This is a genomic window from Flavobacterium sp. (assembly GCF_031537875.1).
In the GTDB taxonomy this organism is placed as follows: Bacteria; Bacteroidota; Bacteroidia; order Flavobacteriales; family Flavobacteriaceae; genus Flavobacterium.
Genome location: NZ_JAVKNB010000011.1, coordinates 315412 through 333625, shown reverse-complemented (window position 1 = coordinate 333625; position 18214 = coordinate 315412). Strand labels below are relative to the sequence as shown.

At 33.3% G+C, this 18214-nt stretch carries 17 protein-coding genes; 6 read left to right on the top strand and 11 right to left on the bottom strand.

What is annotated here, in order from left to right; translation table 11 throughout:
- Positions 1–32 precede the first annotated feature (32 nt).
- The 7 genes from murD to RMR09_RS08730 are packed head-to-tail and all read right to left on the bottom strand — an operon-like array spanning position 33 to position 7768.
- Positions 33–1367, bottom strand: coding sequence for a UDP-N-acetylmuramoyl-L-alanine--D-glutamate ligase (gene murD / locus RMR09_RS08760; RefSeq protein ID WP_310595418.1), 1335 nt, complete (start codon positions 1365–1367; stop codon positions 33–35).
- Positions 1368–2597, bottom strand: a complete 1230-nt coding sequence (mraY, locus tag RMR09_RS08755; RefSeq protein ID WP_310595417.1) for a phospho-N-acetylmuramoyl-pentapeptide-transferase — start codon at positions 2595–2597, stop codon at positions 1368–1370.
- Positions 2598–2603: 6 nt separating this feature from the next.
- Positions 2604–4067: a UDP-N-acetylmuramoyl-L-alanyl-D-glutamate--2,6-diaminopimelate ligase gene (locus RMR09_RS08750; RefSeq protein ID WP_310595416.1), complete on the bottom strand. Its 1464-nt coding sequence runs from the start codon at positions 4065–4067 to the stop codon at positions 2604–2606.
- Positions 4064–6064: a penicillin-binding protein gene (locus RMR09_RS08745; RefSeq protein WP_310595415.1), complete on the bottom strand. Its 2001-nt coding sequence runs from the start codon at positions 6062–6064 to the stop codon at positions 4064–4066. The genes RMR09_RS08750 and RMR09_RS08745 overlap by 4 nt, the downstream gene beginning before the upstream one ends.
- Positions 6055–6402, bottom strand: a complete 348-nt coding sequence (locus tag RMR09_RS08740; protein WP_310595414.1) for an FtsL-like putative cell division protein — start codon at positions 6400–6402, stop codon at positions 6055–6057. The genes RMR09_RS08745 and RMR09_RS08740 overlap by 10 nt, the downstream gene beginning before the upstream one ends.
- 9 nt (positions 6403–6411) lie before the next feature.
- Positions 6412–7320, bottom strand: a complete 909-nt coding sequence (rsmH, locus tag RMR09_RS08735) for a 16S rRNA (cytosine(1402)-N(4))-methyltransferase RsmH (protein ID WP_310595413.1) — start codon at positions 7318–7320, stop codon at positions 6412–6414.
- Positions 7295–7768 (bottom strand): division/cell wall cluster transcriptional repressor MraZ, encoded by a 474-nt coding sequence (locus RMR09_RS08730; protein ID WP_310595412.1) that lies wholly within the window; start codon positions 7766–7768, stop codon positions 7295–7297. The genes rsmH and RMR09_RS08730 overlap by 26 nt, the downstream gene beginning before the upstream one ends.
- 306 nt (positions 7769–8074) lie before the next feature.
- Here RMR09_RS08730 and RMR09_RS08725 point away from each other — a divergent pair, with 306 nt between their 5' ends.
- Together RMR09_RS08725 and yihA are read left to right on the top strand one after the other, a co-directional pair.
- Positions 8075–8848, top strand: coding sequence for an alpha/beta hydrolase (locus RMR09_RS08725; RefSeq protein WP_310595411.1), 774 nt, complete (start codon positions 8075–8077; stop codon positions 8846–8848).
- Positions 8849–8867: 19 nt separating this feature from the next.
- On the top strand, positions 8868–9488 hold the full coding sequence (yihA, locus tag RMR09_RS08720; RefSeq protein ID WP_310595410.1) for a ribosome biogenesis GTP-binding protein YihA/YsxC: 621 nt from the start codon (positions 8868–8870) through the stop codon (positions 9486–9488).
- Positions 9489–9557: 69 nt separating this feature from the next.
- On the opposite strand, the gene gldC is transcribed toward yihA, so the two are convergent.
- Together gldC and gldB are read right to left on the bottom strand one after the other, a co-directional pair.
- A complete protein-coding gene (gldC, locus tag RMR09_RS08715; protein ID WP_310595409.1) occupies positions 9558–9893 on the bottom strand; it encodes a gliding motility protein GldC in 336 nt (111 codons plus the stop codon).
- Positions 9893–10849: a gliding motility lipoprotein GldB gene (gene gldB / locus RMR09_RS08710; protein WP_310595408.1), complete on the bottom strand. Its 957-nt coding sequence runs from the start codon at positions 10847–10849 to the stop codon at positions 9893–9895. Before gldB ends, gldC begins: the two co-directional genes overlap by 1 nt.
- A 178-nt stretch (positions 10850–11027) precedes the next feature.
- Between gldB and nadE the strand changes: the two genes are divergently transcribed.
- Both nadE and RMR09_RS08700 read left to right on the top strand, forming a co-directional pair.
- A complete protein-coding gene (gene nadE / locus RMR09_RS08705) occupies positions 11028–11834 on the top strand; it encodes an NAD(+) synthase (protein ID WP_310595407.1) in 807 nt (268 codons plus the stop codon).
- Between the two features lie 88 nt (positions 11835–11922).
- Positions 11923–12552 carry a response regulator transcription factor gene (locus RMR09_RS08700; RefSeq protein ID WP_310595406.1) on the top strand — a complete coding sequence of 210 codons (630 nt, stop codon included), beginning with the start codon at positions 11923–11925 and terminating at the stop codon, positions 12550–12552.
- A gap of 53 nt (positions 12553–12605) precedes the next feature.
- On the opposite strand, the gene dnaG is transcribed toward RMR09_RS08700, so the two are convergent.
- Positions 12606–14582, bottom strand: coding sequence for a DNA primase (gene dnaG, locus RMR09_RS08695; protein WP_310595405.1), 1977 nt, complete (start codon positions 14580–14582; stop codon positions 12606–12608).
- A 236-nt stretch (positions 14583–14818) separates the two neighbouring features.
- On the opposite strand from dnaG, the gene RMR09_RS08690 reads away from it, so the two are divergent.
- Both RMR09_RS08690 and RMR09_RS08685 read left to right on the top strand, forming a co-directional pair.
- Complete coding sequence (locus tag RMR09_RS08690; protein WP_310595404.1) at positions 14819–17155, top strand: PAS domain S-box protein; 2337 nt, start codon at positions 14819–14821, stop codon at positions 17153–17155.
- A gap of 4 nt (positions 17156–17159) precedes the next feature.
- The gene (locus RMR09_RS08685; RefSeq protein WP_310595403.1) at positions 17160–17516 is read left to right on the top strand and encodes a response regulator; all 357 of its coding nucleotides are present in this window, start codon (positions 17160–17162) and stop codon (positions 17514–17516) included.
- Positions 17517–17866: 350 nt separating this feature from the next.
- On the opposite strand, the gene RMR09_RS08680 is transcribed toward RMR09_RS08685, so the two are convergent.
- The gene (locus RMR09_RS08680) at positions 17867–18016 is read right to left on the bottom strand and encodes a hypothetical protein (protein ID WP_310595402.1); all 150 of its coding nucleotides are present in this window, start codon (positions 18014–18016) and stop codon (positions 17867–17869) included.
- Between the last annotated feature and the right edge of the window lie 198 nt (positions 18017–18214).

The following is an 18214-nucleotide window of genomic DNA, read 5'->3' as shown; positions in this document are numbered from 1 at the left end:
ATCGCCTAAAGTCTAATAGTTAGCTAATGCTTTTATAAATTATATACAGCTTGTTTGAATTGTCTTCCTCTGTCTTCGTAGTTTTCGAATAAATCGAAACTAGCACAAGCAGGAGATAATAAAACTGTATCGCCTTTTTCTGTCATGCGTTGTGCCATTCGAACTGCGTCAATCATATTATCTACTTCAACCATCACATCAACCACGTTTCCAAAAGCATCAATAATTTTTTTATTGTCTACACCCAAACAGATAATTCCTTTCACTTTTTCGTGAACCAAAGACATCAATTCGTTGTAATCATTCCCTTTATCCACTCCCCCAACAATCCAAACCGTTGGTGTAGTCATACTGTCCAAAGCAAAGAAAGAAGCATTCACGTTAGTCGCTTTAGAATCGTTGATGTATTGTACGTTTTGGATTTTTAATACTTTTTCCAAACGGTGTTCAACACCTTGAAAATTAGACAAACTTTCTCTGATGGTTGCATTTCTAATTTGCATTAATTTAGCCACAGATGTTGCTGCCATTGCATTCTTCATGTTGTGTTTTCCTTCTAATGCAATTGATTCTGTTTCCATTGAAAATTCTTCGTGATTCATCATCTTTACTTCCATTTTATTATCTTTTATAAAGGCCCCTTCCGTGAAAACTTGGTTCAATGAAAAAGGAATTAATTTTGCTTTTGTTGTATTCTTTGTTAACCAATTGGCTATAGCTTCGTCTTCGGCATCATAAATCAAATAGTCCTCTTCGGTTTGATTCATTGTGATTCTAAACTTCGAATCGATGTAATTTTCGTACTTATAATCGTAACGATCCAAATGATCTGGACTAATATTTGTTATGATGGCAATGTGGGGTTTGTACTCTATAATACCGTCCAATTGAAAACTACTCAACTCCAATACATACGAATCAAAATCATTATCCGCCACCTGCCAAGCAAAGCTTTTTCCGATATTTCCTCCCAATCCTACATTCAGTCCTGCTGATTTTAGCAAATGGTAGGTTAACATCGTTGTGGTTGTTTTACCATTACTCCCAGTAATTCCAATTGTAATTGCTTTAGTAAAAGGTGCAGTAAATTCTATTTCTGAAATTACTTTAACTCCTTTTTCAATTAGCTTTTTTACAATGGGTGATTTGTCTGGAATTCCAGGACTTTTCATGACCACATCTGCATCCAAAATCATAGATTCTGTGTGCATTTGCTCTTCCCAAGCTATTCCATTATGATTAAGAACCTCTTTATAATTTTCTTTTATCTTTCCGAAATCAGACACAAAAACTTCGTATCCTTTCTTCTTTCCCAGAATGGCTGTACCCACTCCGCTTTCTCCTCCACCTAAAACAACTAATTTCATCTATCTTAGTTTTAACGTCACAATTGACAATATGGCTAACATAATGGCTACGATCCAAAATCGAGTAACAATCTTACTTTCGTGATAGCCTTTTTTCTGATAGTGGTGATGTAAAGGCGACATCAAAAATATTCTTCGACCTTCGCCAAAACGCTTCTTGGTGTATTTAAAATAAGCTACTTGGATTACTACCGATAGATTTTCGGCTAAGAATATTCCACACAATAATGGAATCAGCATTTCTTTTCGAACGGCTATAGCCAATACCGCAATAATTCCTCCTATTGTTAAACTTCCTGTATCTCCCATGAAAACTGAAGCGGGATACGAGTTATACCAAAGAAATCCGATCAGTGCACCTACAAATGCAGAAATAAATACGGTCATTTCTCCTGAATTTGGGATGTACATTATGTTCAAATAATTAGAGAAAATAATATTCCCCGAAAGGAAAGTAAAAATTCCTAAAGCCAAGACCGAAACCGCCGAAGTTCCTGCTGCTAAACCGTCAATTCCATCAGTTAAATTTGCTCCATTAGACACGGCAGTGATAATAAAAATTACTACTGGAATAAAAATTAACCAAGCCCAATTTTGATATCCTTCTCCAGTCCAAGCTAATACTTCGGCATAATCAAATTCATTATTTTTAAAAAACGGAATTGTTGTTGCTGTAGATTTTACTTCTACTGGCGTTTGATTAATTACATTTTCAGTAGTTTGTTTAATCACAGGCGAATTAGCAAGGTTTTCGCGTACTGTAACTGCAGGACTAAAATAAAGTACTGAACCCACAATTAGTCCTAAACCTACTTGACCAATTACTTTAAAAATACCTTTTAAACCTTGTTTGTCTTTTTTGAAAATTTTGATATAGTCGTCAATAAAACCTATTGTACCCATCCACAAAGTAGTTACAATAAGCAATATGATATAAATATTATGCAATTTGGCAAACAATAAAACTGGCACCAAAGTGGCAAAAATAATAATCAAACCACCCATCGTTGGCGTTCCTGCTTTCTCATTTTGTCCAGCCAAACCAAGTTCTCGAACCGTTTCTTCTACTTGTTGATTGCGCAAAAAATTAATAATTCTCTTTCCGTAAATAGTAGACAACAATAACGAAAGTAAAAATGCTAAACCCGATCTAAACGTGATGTATTGAAAAACTCCAGCTCCTGATACATTTAAGGTTTTGTCTAAATATTCAAATAAGTAATACAGCATAATTTTCTATTTATGGAGTTGATCTAATAATTCTTTAACTATTTTCATATCGTCAAAATCATGGCGAACTCCATTGATTTCCTGATATGTTTCATGCCCTTTTCCAGCGATTAAAATAATATCGTTTGGCTGAGCCATTTGACAAGCCGTTTTAATTGCTTGCTTTCTATCGGTGATGGATAATATTCTTTTAAAATTTTGAGGCGCAACACCTTGTTCCATTTCGCTGATAATTACCTCTGCATCTTCATTTCTTGGATTGTCTGAAGTAAAAATCGCTTTATCACTCAAGTCAGATGCAATTCCTCCCATTACTGGACGTTTTGCTTTATCTCTATTTCCTCCGCAACCCACAACGGTTATTAATTGTTCATTTTTGGTACGGATGTCGTTAATAGTTTTCAAAACATTTTCTAAAGCATCTGGTGTATGCGCATAATCAACAATTGCTGTGATATTACCCTCAGAAACAATGTATTGAAAACGTCCAGACACACTTTCTAACTCTGATAATAATCGTAGCGCCTCTAAACTTTCCATACCTAATTCAATTGCCGTTCCGTAGATAGCCAATAAATTATAGGCATTAAAAGTCCCAATTAGTTTTACCCAAACTTCGTTGCCATCTACTTTCAATAGCAAACCTGACAATTGGCTTTCTAAAATTTGAGCTTTATAATCGGCATACGATTTTAAAGCATACGTACATTTTTTAGCTACTGTATTCTGCAATAAAACGGGTCCATTTTTATCATCAATATTAGATAGCGCAAAAGCTGTTTTTGGCAAATGATCAAAAAATGATTTTTTCACATCTCTATACTCTGCAAACGTGGCGTGGTAATCCAAATGATCGTGTGATAAGTTAGTAAATACCCCTCCCACAAAATGCAAAGCTTCAGTACGTTTTTGATGAATCCCATGCGAACTCACTTCCATAAAACAGTACTCAACTCCCGCTTCAATCATTGCAGATAAATAATGATTAATCGTAATAGAATCTGGTGTGGTATGAGTAGCTTTATACTCTACCTCATCTACCATTATTTTAACTGTAGAAAGCAAACCTACCTTATACCCCGCTTTTTTATATAGTTGATACAATAAAGACGCAATAGTTGTCTTACCATTAGTACCTGTAACTCCAACCAACTGTAGTTTTTGTGACGGATTGTCAAAATAATTCGCCGCCATTATTGCCAATGCCGAATTAGTATCTTTTACTTGAATATAAGTAACTCCTTCCGCAATAGTCTCAGGAAGCGTATCGCAAACAATTGTAGTTGCTCCCAATTCAATAGCTTTTGCAATGAAATCATGACCATCAGAAATAGTCCCTCGAATGGCTACAAAAACATCATTTATTTCGATTTTTCTTGAATCAAAATCAATTTTACCAATAGCAATTTCCGTCGAACCTTTTACCGCTTCGATAGCTACTTTATATAATATGTCTTTAAGGATTCTCACGATAATTCTAAAACTATGGTTGTGTTTTTAGCTATATTTTGACCTGCTTGAAGAGATTGTTTTTTTACTTTTCCAAACCCTTTTATTTTTACTCTAATACCTAGATTTTCTAACAAGGCTATTGCGTCCATTCCCGACATTCCTTTGACATCTGGAATTACGTTTTGCTTATTTTGTGATTGAGTATAATAAGCCGCATAATCCAACTCTTGTTTCGGAATTTTTCTGTCTATTTTTCTAATTTCATTGGTAGAAGGAGCGTCTGTAAATATTTTTTGTGCAATACGTTTAAAAACAGGACCCGCTACATCGGCACCATAATAATTATTATGAGCGGTATTAGGCTTGTGAACAACTACTATACAAGTATATTGAGGCTTATTTGCGGGAAAATAACCAACAAAGGAAGAAGCATAATACATTCCAGATCCAGATTTGTTTCCGTAATTCATCTGTGCCGTACCAGTTTTTCCTGCCATTGGAAATTCTTTAGTATATAAACTTTTTGCTGTACCACGTCGTACTACATTCTCCAAAACCACTCGTATTTTCTTTAGTGTTTCTGGCGAACAAACTTTTGGATTGATTACTTGAGGTTCAATTTTTTTAATAGTAGAATTCCATTTTTTAATTTCAGAAACCAATTGCGGTTTTACCATTACCCCATTATTTGCCACCGAATTATAATAGGTCAAAGTTTGCATAGGAGTTACATTAATTCCATAACCAAAAGCCATCCATGGAAGCGAAAGTGCAGACCAACCAGCTTCTCCTGGTTTAGGAATCTTTGGTGTGGCCTCTCCTTTAAGTTCTAGTCCTATTTTTTTATCTAATCCCCAATCTTCAATATGTTTTATAAATTTTGATGGATTATTTTTATAATTATTATACACCGATTGCACCATTATCGTATTTGAAGAAACCTCAAATCCGTGCGCTAAAGAAACTTTTCCCAAACCATGATGCGAATCTTCAACCGGTTTTCCGTGTATTCTAATAATTCCGCCATTAGCATCAAAAACCGTACTTGTATCAGCTACTTTATCTTCTAATACAGCCATTAAATCAACTAACTTAAATGTTGATCCCGGATCATGAGCTTCAGTAATAGCGTAATTTTGAGTTTCATAATACGACCCGTCTGTAGCTTTTCCTAGATTAGAAATCGCTTTAATACGACCGGTTTTAGTTTCCATCACCACAACGCAACCATGTTCAGCATCGTACTCTTCCAATTGCTTTAACAAAGCGTGATGCGCAATATCTTGAATAAATACATCAATCGTAGAAATTACATCATACCCATCTATTGGGTCTACTTCATTAAGATCCCGAATTGGTTTCCATTGTCCTTTAGCGATTTTTTGCTTTAAAATTTTACCATCTTTACCATTCAAATACTTTCTGTACGCCCATTCAATACCTTTCCCATCAGGAGTTCCGTCCGGCTTAACTCTTTCGTAGCCAATGGTTCTTTCTGCAATTTTTCCAATTGGATATTCTCTAACCGTTTTCTGAGCTACTATAATTCCTCCTTTATTAGCACCTGCTTTAAACAAAGGAAAACCTTTAATTTTAACATAATCGGTATAACTCAAGTTACGAGCTATTAAAAAATATCGATTCTTTTTTGCTCTAGCTTTTCTTAATTCGTTTTCATAAAAATGAGATGGTTTTCCTAACAAATATGCCAATGAATCAGCCAACGAATCAACAGATCTTTGAAATAATTCTGTCTTTGGAACAACCGCATCAAAACGAATTTCATAATTTGGAATCGAAGTAGCCAAAAGACTTCCATCAGCTGAATAGATATTTCCTTTATTAGCTTCTATTTTGAAATTTTTAACCGTTCTTTCTTTAGCTAATTTTCTATAATGAGCACCTTCTACCCATTGAATATTCGTTAATTTTATAACAATAGCGCACGCCATGACAAACATTGCGAATGCCACCAGATAAATTCTATATGAAATATTTTTATCCTCTACTGCCATAATTTTTCAAAAAATCCTTTTTCTTCTTCTTTCTTTACTTTTATTTTTAACGGAGGAACTGTTGACGATTTTACTTGTCTTGCTTCCATTTTTTGAGCTACAGTAGACTCCATTTTTAATTTCATTAACTCAGAACGTCTATCCACAAATTCAGAACGCAATTCTTTTACTTCATTAGTCATCTCCGCAATTTTAAAAACCTTTTGCTCATAACTTTGTGTATTAGCAATCATAACTATTGCTAAAAAAATAATAAACACGATAAAACGCCAATTTTTAATTGCATCTTCATCCAGAAGAAATCGCGCTTTTAATATGCCGTATACCCCGTTTTTCATTCTAACTAATTATAATTTTTCAGCAATTCGAAGCTTAGCACTTCGCGCTCTATTATTTTCTTTAATTTGTTCGTTATTCGGAACTATTAATTTTCCAATTGTTTTAAATGGAACCGAAAAATTGCCAAAAAAATCTCGCTCTGGCTCTCCTTCAAACATTCCGTTTTTAATAAATCGCTTTACCAATCGATCTTCAAGAGAGTGGTACGAGATAATACTCAATCGCCCTCCAGTCTTCAAAACTTCTAATGATTGTTCTAAAAATTCTTTCAAAACATCCATTTCTTGGTTCACTTCTATTCGAATAGCTTGATAAATTTGAGCTAATATTTTATGACTCTTGTGTGCTGGTAAAAAACGACTCAACACTTGTTTTAACTGCTCCGTATTTCGAATCGGCGCCATTTCTCTTGCTTCTAAAATCACTCTTGCAATAGCAGGTGCATTTTTCAACTCTCCATAATCGAAGAAAACTCTACGTAAATTCTCCTCGTCATATTCATTCACCACTCTATAGGCATTCAAATCGTTTTTTTGACTCATTCTCATATCTAACTCCGCGTCAAATCGAGTAGAAAATCCTCTTTCAGCCACATCAAATTGATGAGAAGAAACACCTAAATCACCTAAAATACCATCAACACTCTTTACATTATGAAAACGCAAAAAGCGTTTAATGAATCTGAAATTTTCATTTACAAGAACAAAGCGATCATCTTGTAAGGCATTCGCCAAAGCATCTTCATCCTGATCAAAAGCAAACAACTTTCCATTAGGACCTAATCTGCTTAAAATTTCTTTAGAGTGACCTCCACCACCAAAAGTAACGTCTACATAAATTCCGTCTGGCTTGATATTCAACCCATCCACCGACTCATGAAGTAAAACAGGATTATGATATTCCATTATCGTCGTCATTTACATTACCCATTACATCTTCTGCCAAATCAGCAAAATCTACATCCTCTCCGTTTATTGATTTTTCATACAAGTCTTTATCCCAAATTTCAACAATATTCACTGCTGAAGAAAAAACCACATCTTTTGAAATACTAGCAAATCCAACCAAATCTTTAGGAATCAATAATCTTCCTAAAGCATCAATTTCCACCACTTTAACACCAGCAGTAAAACGACGAATAAAATCATTATTCTTCTTTACAAATCGATTCAACTTATTGATTTTTTGCATCATTCCATTCCATTCTTGCATTGGATAAAGCTCCAAACAAGGTTGAAAAACAGAACGCTTCAAAACAAAACCTTCTTGCAATGATGAGGCCAACTGCTTTTTCAAAGGCGAAGGCATCAAAGCCCTTCCTTTTGCATCAACCTTACATTCGTATGTTCCAACTATTGTGTTCAAGAAATTGTATTTAAATGATATTAAGCAAAAATATAAAATATTTTACCACATTTTACCACAATATACCACTTTGTTAATAAGTTTCCCCACTTTACAACCAAAACCCTTATTATTTGTACAATCAGAGCTTTAGCTACAATTCAGGTTGTTTATAAATATTGTTAAAGACTTACCAAACAAAAACCACCAATACTTGATTTTTAAAAGGTAAAAAAAGGAATATCTCATTAAAATTTGTTGTCAAAAATTAATATTTATGTATTAAATCCTATATTTGTCGAAATTGAAAAATAGGGATCCGAAAAAATGGAACAACACTATAAAAAAGAAGGTAGATACAGTTATTTTGAAGCAGGAGAAGGAACTCCAATCGTTATCCTACATGGGCTAATGGGTGGTTTAAGTAATTTCGACGGAGTTGCAAATTACTTTTCTAACAAAGGCTACAAAATAATTATCCCCGATTTACCTATTTACACCCAAAATATTTTAAAAACTAACGTAAAGGCTTTTGCTAAGTACGTTAAAGACTTTATTACGTTCAAAGGATTGGACAATGTAATTCTGTTAGGAAATTCTTTGGGCGGTCATATTGCACTATACCATACTAAAATGTATCCTGAAAAAGTAGCTGGATTAGTAATTACAGGAAGTTCTGGCTTGTACGAAAGTGCTATGGGAGACAGTTACCCAAAAAGAGGCGATTACGAATACATCAAGAAAAAAGCAGAAGATGTTTTTTACGATCCTAAGGTAGCTACTCCTGAACTCATTGATGAAGTATATGCCTCTGTGAATGACCGAATTAAATTGATCAAAACACTAACCATCGCTAAGAGTGCTATTCGTCATAACATGGCGAAAGACCTACCCAAGATGAAGACACAAACCTGTATCATTTGGGGTCGTAACGATAAAGTTACACCTCCTGAAGTAGCAGAAGAGTTTAATAAATTATTACCGAATTCGACTTTATATTGGATTGACAAATGTGGCCATGCTGCTATGATGGAACATCCTGACGAATTCAACAGAATATTAGAAGAATGGTTTACAACTGTTTACAAACCGGTTTCTTAAATCAGTCTAAATCATACCTATGAAAATTACTACTGCTGAATTTATTATTAGCAACTCACAAGTGGATAAATGTCCAAAAGACTATTTACCTGAATATGCCTTTATTGGTCGTTCTAACGTAGGTAAGTCTTCACTTATCAATATGTTAACTAATCATAAAAATTTAGCAAAAACTTCTGGAAGACCCGGAAAAACGCAACTAATTAACCACTTTCTAATCAATAAAAACTGGTTTTTGGTCGATTTACCTGGTTATGGTTATGCCAAAGTTTCTAAGAAAACCAAATCTATCTTTCAACAATTTATTACCGATTATTTTGAAACCCGAGAACAATTAGTTTGCGCTTTTGTTTTAATTGATATCCGACACGAAGCTCAAACTATTGACATCGAATTCATGTCGTATATGGGCGAAAGCGAAATCCCGTTTTGCATTATTTTTACCAAAGCAGACAAAATCAGTAAAGTAAAAATAGACTCGCATATTGCCGCCTATAAAAAGAAAATGTTTGCTAATAATTGGGCTGAAATGCCTCAATATTTCGTAACTTCTTCAACTGAATTTACTGGAAAAGAAGAGCTTTTAAGTTATATAGACGAAGTTAATCAAGAAGTTTTTAAAGGTCAAAACGAATTTTAAATCGTTGATTTAAAACAAAAAAAGCCAAAACAATTCGTTTTGGCTTTTTTTGTTGTAGCAACTATTATTTTATTTGGTCAGCTCTAATTTTTCGGCAAAGTAATCACAAAAATCTTTCATCGTGTCGGCCATTTTTTCGTCGTCAGTAGCGCGTTTAAAAGTATCTGACATAGCTACTAAGGTTTGATGAAAGAAAATCTTCATCTCATCTACAGGCATGTCTTTGGTCCACAAATCAATGCGCATGGTTTCTTTTGCTTTGCTATCCCAAATAGACAACATAAAAGCTTTTGCTTCTTCTTTAGCCACACCGCCATCGGCAGCGGTCCAAAATAATTTTTCAGGAACACGGTTCGCGTCTAATTCAATTTCAAATTTAATTTCTGATGTGATAGTATCTGGCATTATTTCTTTGGTTTATATTTTGATTTTTCAAACAATTCTTTAGCATTCATTTTTAATAAATCGGCTATAGCAACATCATTATTCTCTGCATACGAACGCACTATTTGCCATCCTATCCAAGCTCCAACTTGTCCCGGAGATTCATTATCTATTTCCAAATAAAATTTAGAAAATGGAGCTGGCGTAATAAACCGTGAACTTAATTTAGGTTCGTCACTATATAACATGTCATTTTCTAAAAAGTAACGCCAAATATACGCTTCATTTTCTTGACACCAACTAATTTCTTTTGGAATGTATCCCATTTTTTCAGCATCAGTATATTCAGGTAATAAGAGATCTTTGAGATACAATTGTTTTCCACAATAGATCATCTGACTCAAAAGAGTTTTCTCTTTCTCAACACTAATTTTACTAGTTGAAAAAGCAGCAACCACATCTGGCATCATTTGTCGCTGCTCAAAATTTTGCTTAATGTATTTGGGGAATTCGTAGAATTTATGGTCTTTTCCTAGGTACAACTCTAACGAAATTATAACTAAACTATCCGCATAAATAACTTTATTATTGTAATCCATTTCAGCAATTACTGTTATTGCTTTAGGCGTTTTTGTCTTTGGAAAATAATGTTTAATGTGCTTAAACAGCGTAATCAATTCAGAACGAACAGGCTCAATATCACTATATTTTTTTTGAACTTCGGTATACAATTCACGCCAAAGTGGATTTTGTATCTTATTTGTCCAAACACTGTCTGGAACACCTGCAGGAAAGAAAAAAGGATACTGTTTCTTGATTTTCTTTAAATCAGTTGGTTTTGACTCAAAAAAAACTTGATCAAATCGTTCTACTTTAATATCCATAGGAATTTCCTCGACTACTTTTTCTACAGCCTTTTTTTTATCACATGATAAAAAAAACAGACAAAGGGAAAGCAAAAACAACCGTATCTTCATGTCTAAAAATTTTTTAAAGGCGTAATTAATTTAGGATATCTTTTTTTGCAAAAAACAATTTGTTACTGGCGATTTCATAATTTATTAATTAAATTTGTTTCCAAAGTAACAGGAAAACAGATTCATTTTAAAATGGTTCTGCAAATATACATTCCTGCTTTTTAATACCTAAACTATTATGTCGAAAAAAAGCACACTTCAAGTTGAAAAAGCAAATGAATTTATTGTTAATTGGTTAAAAGCTTATGCCACTAACGCAAAAGTGAATGGTTTTGTTGTGGGAATTTCAGGTGGAGTTGATTCGGCCGTTACTTCTACACTTTGTGCGCAAACAGGTTTAAAAGTAGTTTGTGTAGAAATGCCCATTCATCAAGCTGCAAGTCATGTGGCACGAGGTAGAGAACACATCAACCAATTAATGCAACGTTTTCCTAATGTTTCAAGAGCCGAATCGAATTTGACTTCGGTATTTGAAACTTTCAAAGAAGTACTTCCTAATGACACCGAAGAACAACAACTGCATTTAACTCTAGCCAATACCCGCGCGCGAATCCGAATGACAACGCTATATTATTATGGTGGAATTTATGGTTTATTAGTAGCCGGCACTGGGAATAAAGTAGAAGACTTTGGAGTGGGATTTTATACTAAATACGGAGATGGAGGCGTGGATGTAAGTCCTATTGCTGACTTAATGAAATCGGATGTATTTGCTTTAGGAGCTTATTTAAAAATTCCTGAATCTATTTTAACTGCTTCTCCTACTGATGGATTATTTGGAGATGATAGAACTGATGAAGACCAATTAGGTGCCAGTTATGACGAATTAGAATGGGCGATGCGTCAAGATGAAGAAGGAAAATCAGCTGCTTCTTTTTCAGGCAGAGAAAAAACAGTTTTCGAAATTTACAAACGTTTAAACACTATAAATCAACATAAAATGCAACCGATACCTGTTTGCATACTGCCTCAATCGTTAAAATAATACATTTTAACTGATTTGCAATTGTTTACAGAATTTATTTATTAATTTTACTCTTCCAAAAACAAATAACAATTCTAAAAACAACATTATGATTAAGGTATGTGTCGCCGATAATTTCCCTGTGGTGCACTTTGGAGTAAAATCGTACTTCAAAGATCACTCGGATATTGCTATAGTTGCTAACATTGGAAGCTTTTCCATGTTGAACGAAATACTTCAGACAAAAGAAATAGACGTTTTATTGTTAGACCTTGAATTAGAAGGGCTAACAAGTATTTTTGAAGTAAAATCCATTCTAAAAGAATTCCCAAAAACAAAAGTGATTATTTACAGTAGCCTTTCAGAACAAATTTATGCTCCAAATGCAATTAAAGCGGGTGTTTCTGGATTTGTACATAAAACAGAAAAGCTAGGAACTTTGGCAGAAGCCATCATCAAAGTGCAGCAAGGAAAAATTATCATGAACGAAACGGTAAAGAAAAATTTAGCCTTAATTGCTAAACAAAGTAAAAGCGAACGATTGTATCGCAAACTTTCTAACCGCGAAGTAGAAGTATTACGTTACTTAAGTGATGGCAAGAAAAACCACGAAATTGCCGATATCCTTAAATTAAATGAAAAAACAATCAGTACTTACAAATTAAGATTGTTGACTAAATTGAATGTAACCAATTTAGTTGACTTGGTTAACAAAGCCAAAACATTAGAAATTGTTTAGACTAAATAAGAAACCGTTTAAAAAAAAATGAAAGCCAATGGCTTTCATTTTTTTTATATATAGGTGGAACGAATTCTTCCGATAGTTCCCGTTAGATTAACTTTTAACTTATTATAATCGTTAATCAATACTTTTAATTCTTCTTGATCGGTATCGGATTGCTCTGGAAATTCACTCATTAAATCCAAAATCAATTTATTAATCAAATATTCTCGCATAGAGATAATAATTTCAGAAGTATGCTGACTTACCGTTTCTGTTTTTTGTTTGACAAAAATGTTTTGACCATCCCAGTTGTGAAGAGTAACGCGTTCATCTTCCATCAGAATATCAGTTACTTCTTGTGCAAATTCAGCAGGCAAGTGTTTTAAATAATTCTCAATTCCAAAATTTTCATTTTGCAAATAGTAATTCATCAAATCATTAAAAATAGCTTTAAACAAAGGATTTGCTAATTCGACCTCATCTTCTTGCAAACTCAAATAAATGCGTTGGTATACTTTATACTCCTTTTTTTCAACTACTTGATCAATTTCTCCTTCTGAATTTGTCTTTAAAAGTACATCTTCAAATTCTTCTGTTTTATTTCCGTAAAGCAATAAAATTTCAATTATTTTTCGCTCCAATCGGTATAAAATATCAATTTTTTCAGTTGGAACAGGTGCTTCATTCTTTACAATTTCAAATGCTTTTTGCTCTTGTTTTTGCTTCTTTCCAACTTCTGCAATATCTTTTTGAACAAGCTGTGCCAAGGTACTCACCAAAACCTGCTCTGAAATATCCATAATTCGGGAACACTCTTGAATATAGATTTCTCGTTGAATTCGGTCAGGAATTTTAGAAATACTTTGTACCATATCCCGAATCAAATCAGCTTTCTTGATAGGATCATTTTGAGCGTCTTTCATCAAAAGCGATGCTTTGAATTGGATAAAATCCTTCGCATTATTCTCAAGATAGGCCACTAAGTCATCATACGATGTTTTCTTTGCAAAACTATCTGGATCTTCCCCATCAGGAAATGCACATACTTTTACGTTCATTCCTTCCTCAAGAATCAAATCAATTCCTCGGATAGACGCACGAAGTCCCGCCGCATCTCCATCAAAAAGAACGGTGATATTTTTAGTCAATCGATTGATTAATCTAATTTGGTCTGGAGTCAATGCCGTTCCCGAAGAGGCCACCACATTTTCTATTCCCGCTTGATTGAACTGTATTACGTCAGTATATCCTTCAACCAAATAACAATTATTCAGTTTAGCAATAGATTGTTTGGCCTGAAAAATACCATACAACACTTTACTTTTATGGTAAATTTCACTTTCTGGTGAATTGAGGTATTTGGCTGCTTTTTTATCATTCGTTAGAATTCGACCACCAAAACCTAAAATTCGTCCCGACATACTTTGTATTGGGAACATCACTCTCCCTTTGAAACGATCAAAAGGCCTATCATCTTTAGGAATAGTTAAACCTGTACTTTCTAAAAATTCTAATTTATACCCTTTTCCTAAAGCTTCTTTGGTAAAAGCATCCCAAGTCTCTGGAGAGTATCCTAAACCAAACTTAGTAATCGTTTCATTAGTAAAACCTCTTTCTTTAAAATACGAAAGACCGATTGCTTTACCCTCTTCTGAATGTAAAAGTGTATTGTGAAAATACGTTTTAGCAAATTCAGAAACCAAATACATACTTTCTTTAATGTCTGTATTGGCTTTTTCTTCATCGGTTTGCTCGGTTTCTTCTATTTCAATATTGTATTTTTTAGCTAAATAACGAATCGCCTCTGGGTAGGTAAAATGTTCATGTTCCATCAAGAAAGCAACAGCATTACCCCCTTTACCAGAACTGAAATCTTTCCAAATTTGCTTGACTGGCGAGACCATAAATGACGGAGAACGTTCATCAGAAAAAGGACTCAATCCTTTAAAATTACTCCCTGCTCTTTTTAATTGTACAAAATCACCAATAACCTCCTCAACTCGAGCAGTTTCGTAAACGGTATCTATGGTAGCTTTTGAAATCATTTATTTAGTAGTAAAGTGACAAATATACAAAGTTTCACCTCGATTTTTCAGAATAGAAAATGATTTTTGGAAGCTTTAAAATCGAAAATGGATTATATTTTGAAATTATACCCAGAAAAAAACTTTTATTTACCAATAAACTTTTATTTTTATACCAATTATATGGTTATTTTGCTTTAACGTCCCGAATCGTGATTGCAATTTACTACTGCAACTAACCCAAATACCTAAAGCCTATGCCCTTAAATAGCATAAAAATTAAATCTATAATTAAGTCAACTGCCTTTCAAGAAGAATGTCTTGCTATACTTTCTTTTGCAGCCGAAGTCTGTGAAATTCCAAAAGCAGTCTTGTCATTTGTAGAAAACAATTCTACGACCATCATTGCACAAACAGGGGAAAGCTTAACCATTACAACGGAAAATAGTGATTGGCTTAACGCCAAAATTATTCAAGAAAACGAAACCCAGACTCAATCGGAGCCTACATTTTATATGGGAATTCCAATCGTATTTGGAAATAAAACCACTAACGGAACACTTTGTTTTTGGGATTCAAAACCGAGAACAATTAACGCTACACAATTAAAAATAATTAATCATATCGTAAATGAAATCCAACGTTTACACCAATTGCAAGAGCAGTTTTCAGAATCAGAACCAAAAGAATTATACAAAAAGATTTTAGATCGACTCCCTACTGAAATTGCCGTATTTGATAGTAATCATAGGTATTTATATGTAAACCCTGCCGCTATTCAAAATGAAGAACTTCGCCAATATATCATAGGAAAAGATGATTTTGAATATGCTGAACATACCGGAAGAGATCCACAATTTGCTCAAGAAAGAAGGGATCGATTTATAGAAGCAGCAAAATCAAATTCTGTCATAGAATGGATTGACGAAATTAAAAAAAGTGACGGATCAACTTCGATTCATACACGCAAATACGCACCCGTTTTTGGAGAAGATAAATCGCTTGAAATGATGGTGGGGTTTGGAGTTGATATTACTGCTCAGAAAAAAGCTGAAGCAGCTTTAAAAATAAGTAATGAACGATTCATCTATGCGAGTCAAGCCACTTCAGATGCGCTTTGGGATTGGAATATGCAAACGGATGAGATTTTTGTTGGAGAAAGCTATTCAACTCTTTTTGGGCATCAATTTGAAAATAATATAATTACTGCTGCTGAATGTGAAAATTTTATTCATCCCGAGGACAGAGAAAATTATTTCAACCATTTTGATGCGATTTTAGAAAGCAACTCTACAAAATGGTCTGATGAATACCGCTATCTCAAATCTGATGGAAGTTATGCTTACGTGAGTGATAAAGCAATAATAATTCGTGACACAAATGGCAAAGCTATCCGAATGATTGGAGCTATGGAAGACATTACCGAAAGAAAAAATGTAGAAAAACAAAATCGCCTGCTAATAGAAGAAAACAACCGCAATAAAAACATTCAGCTTAATGAAGCTAAAAACATGTACCGCCTTTTAGCTGACAATACCGTAGACTTGGTATGTTTACATAACTTGGATACTACCTTTGAATATGTATCTCCATCAATTGTAAAACTAATGGGGTATAGCCCCGAAGAATTAATTGGGGAGTCACCTATGCTATTTGTCCATCCAAAAGATTTAGAATTACTTCAAGAACGATTTGAAAGTTTTATCACTAAAGCTGATGACTCGTATGTTGAAGCCCGATTCAAAAATAAAAACAACGAATATGTATGGTTTGAAATAAAAGCGAGTATCGTTATGGTAAATGGAGAACCTGTTAGCTTTCAATCAAGTGCAAGAGATATCACTCAAAAGAAACAAGTTCAGAATGCGATGGAAAAAGCACTAATCCAAGAGAGAGAATTAAATGAATTGAGAACAAATCTTGTTTCTACTATTTCGCATGAATTTCGAACTCCAATGACAACTATTCGAACTAGTGCTGAGTTAATAGAAATGTATATTGAAGGTCATAATTTTGTTCACTCCGCCCAATTGCAAAAGCGAATTAATACTATTACCGAAGAAATAGACCGAATAGTTGAATTAATGAACGCTGTGCTTACCATCTCTAAAGATGATGCTGGAAAAACTAATTTTAACCCAACTATTTTTGACTTAAAACAAATTTGTTTGGATGTAATTGAAACTAGTTACTCGCATCAAATTGGCGGTAGAAAAGTTCAATTTAATTTTAAAGGAAACCATTTTACAGTTTTTGCAGACAAAAACTTAATGGAATATTCTCTTTTTAATCTGTTAAATAACGCATTCAAATACTCTGAAGGTGCTGGTGATATTCTTTTGAATCTAAATTCAAAAAACAATGAAATTGAAATTCAAATCATTGATTTTGGCATTGGAATTCCAGAAAAAGACATTCCAAAATTATTCAATACTTTCTTTAGAGCCAGTAATACCGAAGGTATTCAAGGAACTGGACTGGGGCTTTATATTGTAAAAACATTTACGGAAAGAAACTCTGGGTCCATTCAAGTTACTAGCGAACTTGGAAAAGGGACTCAAGTAACTCTTACATTCCCTCTATTTAAATCATAGTGCTATGAAAAAAGTACTGATTATTGATGACGAAATCAAATTAAGAGAAGCTATAGTGGAGCTATTCTCTTTTATAGGATATGAAATTGTAGAAGCTCAAGACGGATTGGAAGATTTAGAAAAAGTTAAATTACACTCTCCAGATTTAATTATTTGCGATGTCATGATGCCTAAATTAGACGGGTATGGATTTTTAAAAAACCACATGAATTCAGCACAATCAAATATCCCTGTCGTATTATTAACGGCAAAGACTGAAGAAATAGATGAGATTACAGGATTAAATTTAGGTGCTAAAGACTATATCAAAAAACCATTTTCTTTTCAAGATCTAAAACGAATAGTAGAAAAGCATCTTTAAAAAAAATATTTTTTTTAAATTATTTAAACGCTATGTTTTTGTTGATTTTTTTTAGGGAGAGAAGTTTTTTAGTATCTTACCTAAAGCAGCTTACTTTAACTAAATTGTAATCATAAATTCATTGCCCCCAATAAATTTTCTGAGTAAGCTGCCCGGTAAGAAAGATCCCAAATCTTACATCAAAAATAAGTGAAGTATTTTTATTTCATTATATTTTAATGGATAAATTAAAAAAAAATGCTAATAATTTAATTTCTAATCTACTTCAATACTTCAAATGTGCTTAAGCAATACAGAAATTGAATTGGTGTAAAAAACAAAAAATGCCTTTAGAGCATTTTTTGTTTTTTTTAATTACTACAAAGTAGGATTCCGAATAAGACTAATACAAAAAAACTTAATCCAAGAATAGCTCGATTAACATAAGCTATATTCTTTTCATTATAATTAAGCATTACATCTAATCTATCCCACGTTTCATCAGAAGGCCTTAGTTTCATTGGGATACGTTTATAATTATACAGATTTAAATTGTTATTCTTAAAGCTTTAAAAAAAACCTTACGACACAATTTTGATGATTCGATGAACGAAAATTATAATAGAAATTTGAAAAAATTTAATTTTTACTTATATTTTAAAAAAGAATAGGAATGGTAACAATTTAGTAATATAGTTTACTTCAATTACTACAAAAAA

Coding starts and splice junctions, on each gene's coding strand:
- murD (WP_310595418.1), bottom strand. CDS start 1,367: ATGAAATTAGTTGTTTTAGGTGGAGGAGAAAGCGGAGTGGGTACAGCC.
- mraY (WP_310595417.1), bottom strand. CDS start 2,597: ATGCTGTATTACTTATTTGAATATTTAGACAAAACCTTAAATGTATCA.
- RMR09_RS08745 (WP_310595415.1), bottom strand. CDS start 6,064: ATGGCAGTAGAGGATAAAAATATTTCATATAGAATTTATCTGGTGGCA.
- RMR09_RS08740 (WP_310595414.1), bottom strand. CDS start 6,402: ATGAAAAACGGGGTATACGGCATATTAAAAGCGCGATTTCTTCTGGAT.
- rsmH (WP_310595413.1), bottom strand. CDS start 7,320: ATGACGACGATAATGGAATATCATAATCCTGTTTTACTTCATGAGTCG.
- RMR09_RS08725 (WP_310595411.1), top strand. CDS start 8,075: ATGGAACAACACTATAAAAAAGAAGGTAGATACAGTTATTTTGAAGCA.
- yihA (WP_310595410.1), top strand. CDS start 8,868: ATGAAAATTACTACTGCTGAATTTATTATTAGCAACTCACAAGTGGAT.
- gldC (WP_310595409.1), bottom strand. CDS start 9,893: ATGCCAGATACTATCACATCAGAAATTAAATTTGAAATTGAATTAGAC.
- gldB (WP_310595408.1), bottom strand. CDS start 10,849: ATGAAGATACGGTTGTTTTTGCTTTCCCTTTGTCTGTTTTTTTTATCA.
- nadE (WP_310595407.1), top strand. CDS start 11,028: ATGTCGAAAAAAAGCACACTTCAAGTTGAAAAAGCAAATGAATTTATT.
- RMR09_RS08700 (WP_310595406.1), top strand. CDS start 11,923: ATGATTAAGGTATGTGTCGCCGATAATTTCCCTGTGGTGCACTTTGGA.
- dnaG (WP_310595405.1), bottom strand. CDS start 14,582: ATGATTTCAAAAGCTACCATAGATACCGTTTACGAAACTGCTCGAGTT.
- RMR09_RS08690 (WP_310595404.1), top strand. CDS start 14,819: ATGCCCTTAAATAGCATAAAAATTAAATCTATAATTAAGTCAACTGCC.
- RMR09_RS08685 (WP_310595403.1), top strand. CDS start 17,160: ATGAAAAAAGTACTGATTATTGATGACGAAATCAAATTAAGAGAAGCT.
- RMR09_RS08680 (WP_310595402.1), bottom strand. CDS start 18,016: ATGAAACTAAGGCCTTCTGATGAAACGTGGGATAGATTAGATGTAATG.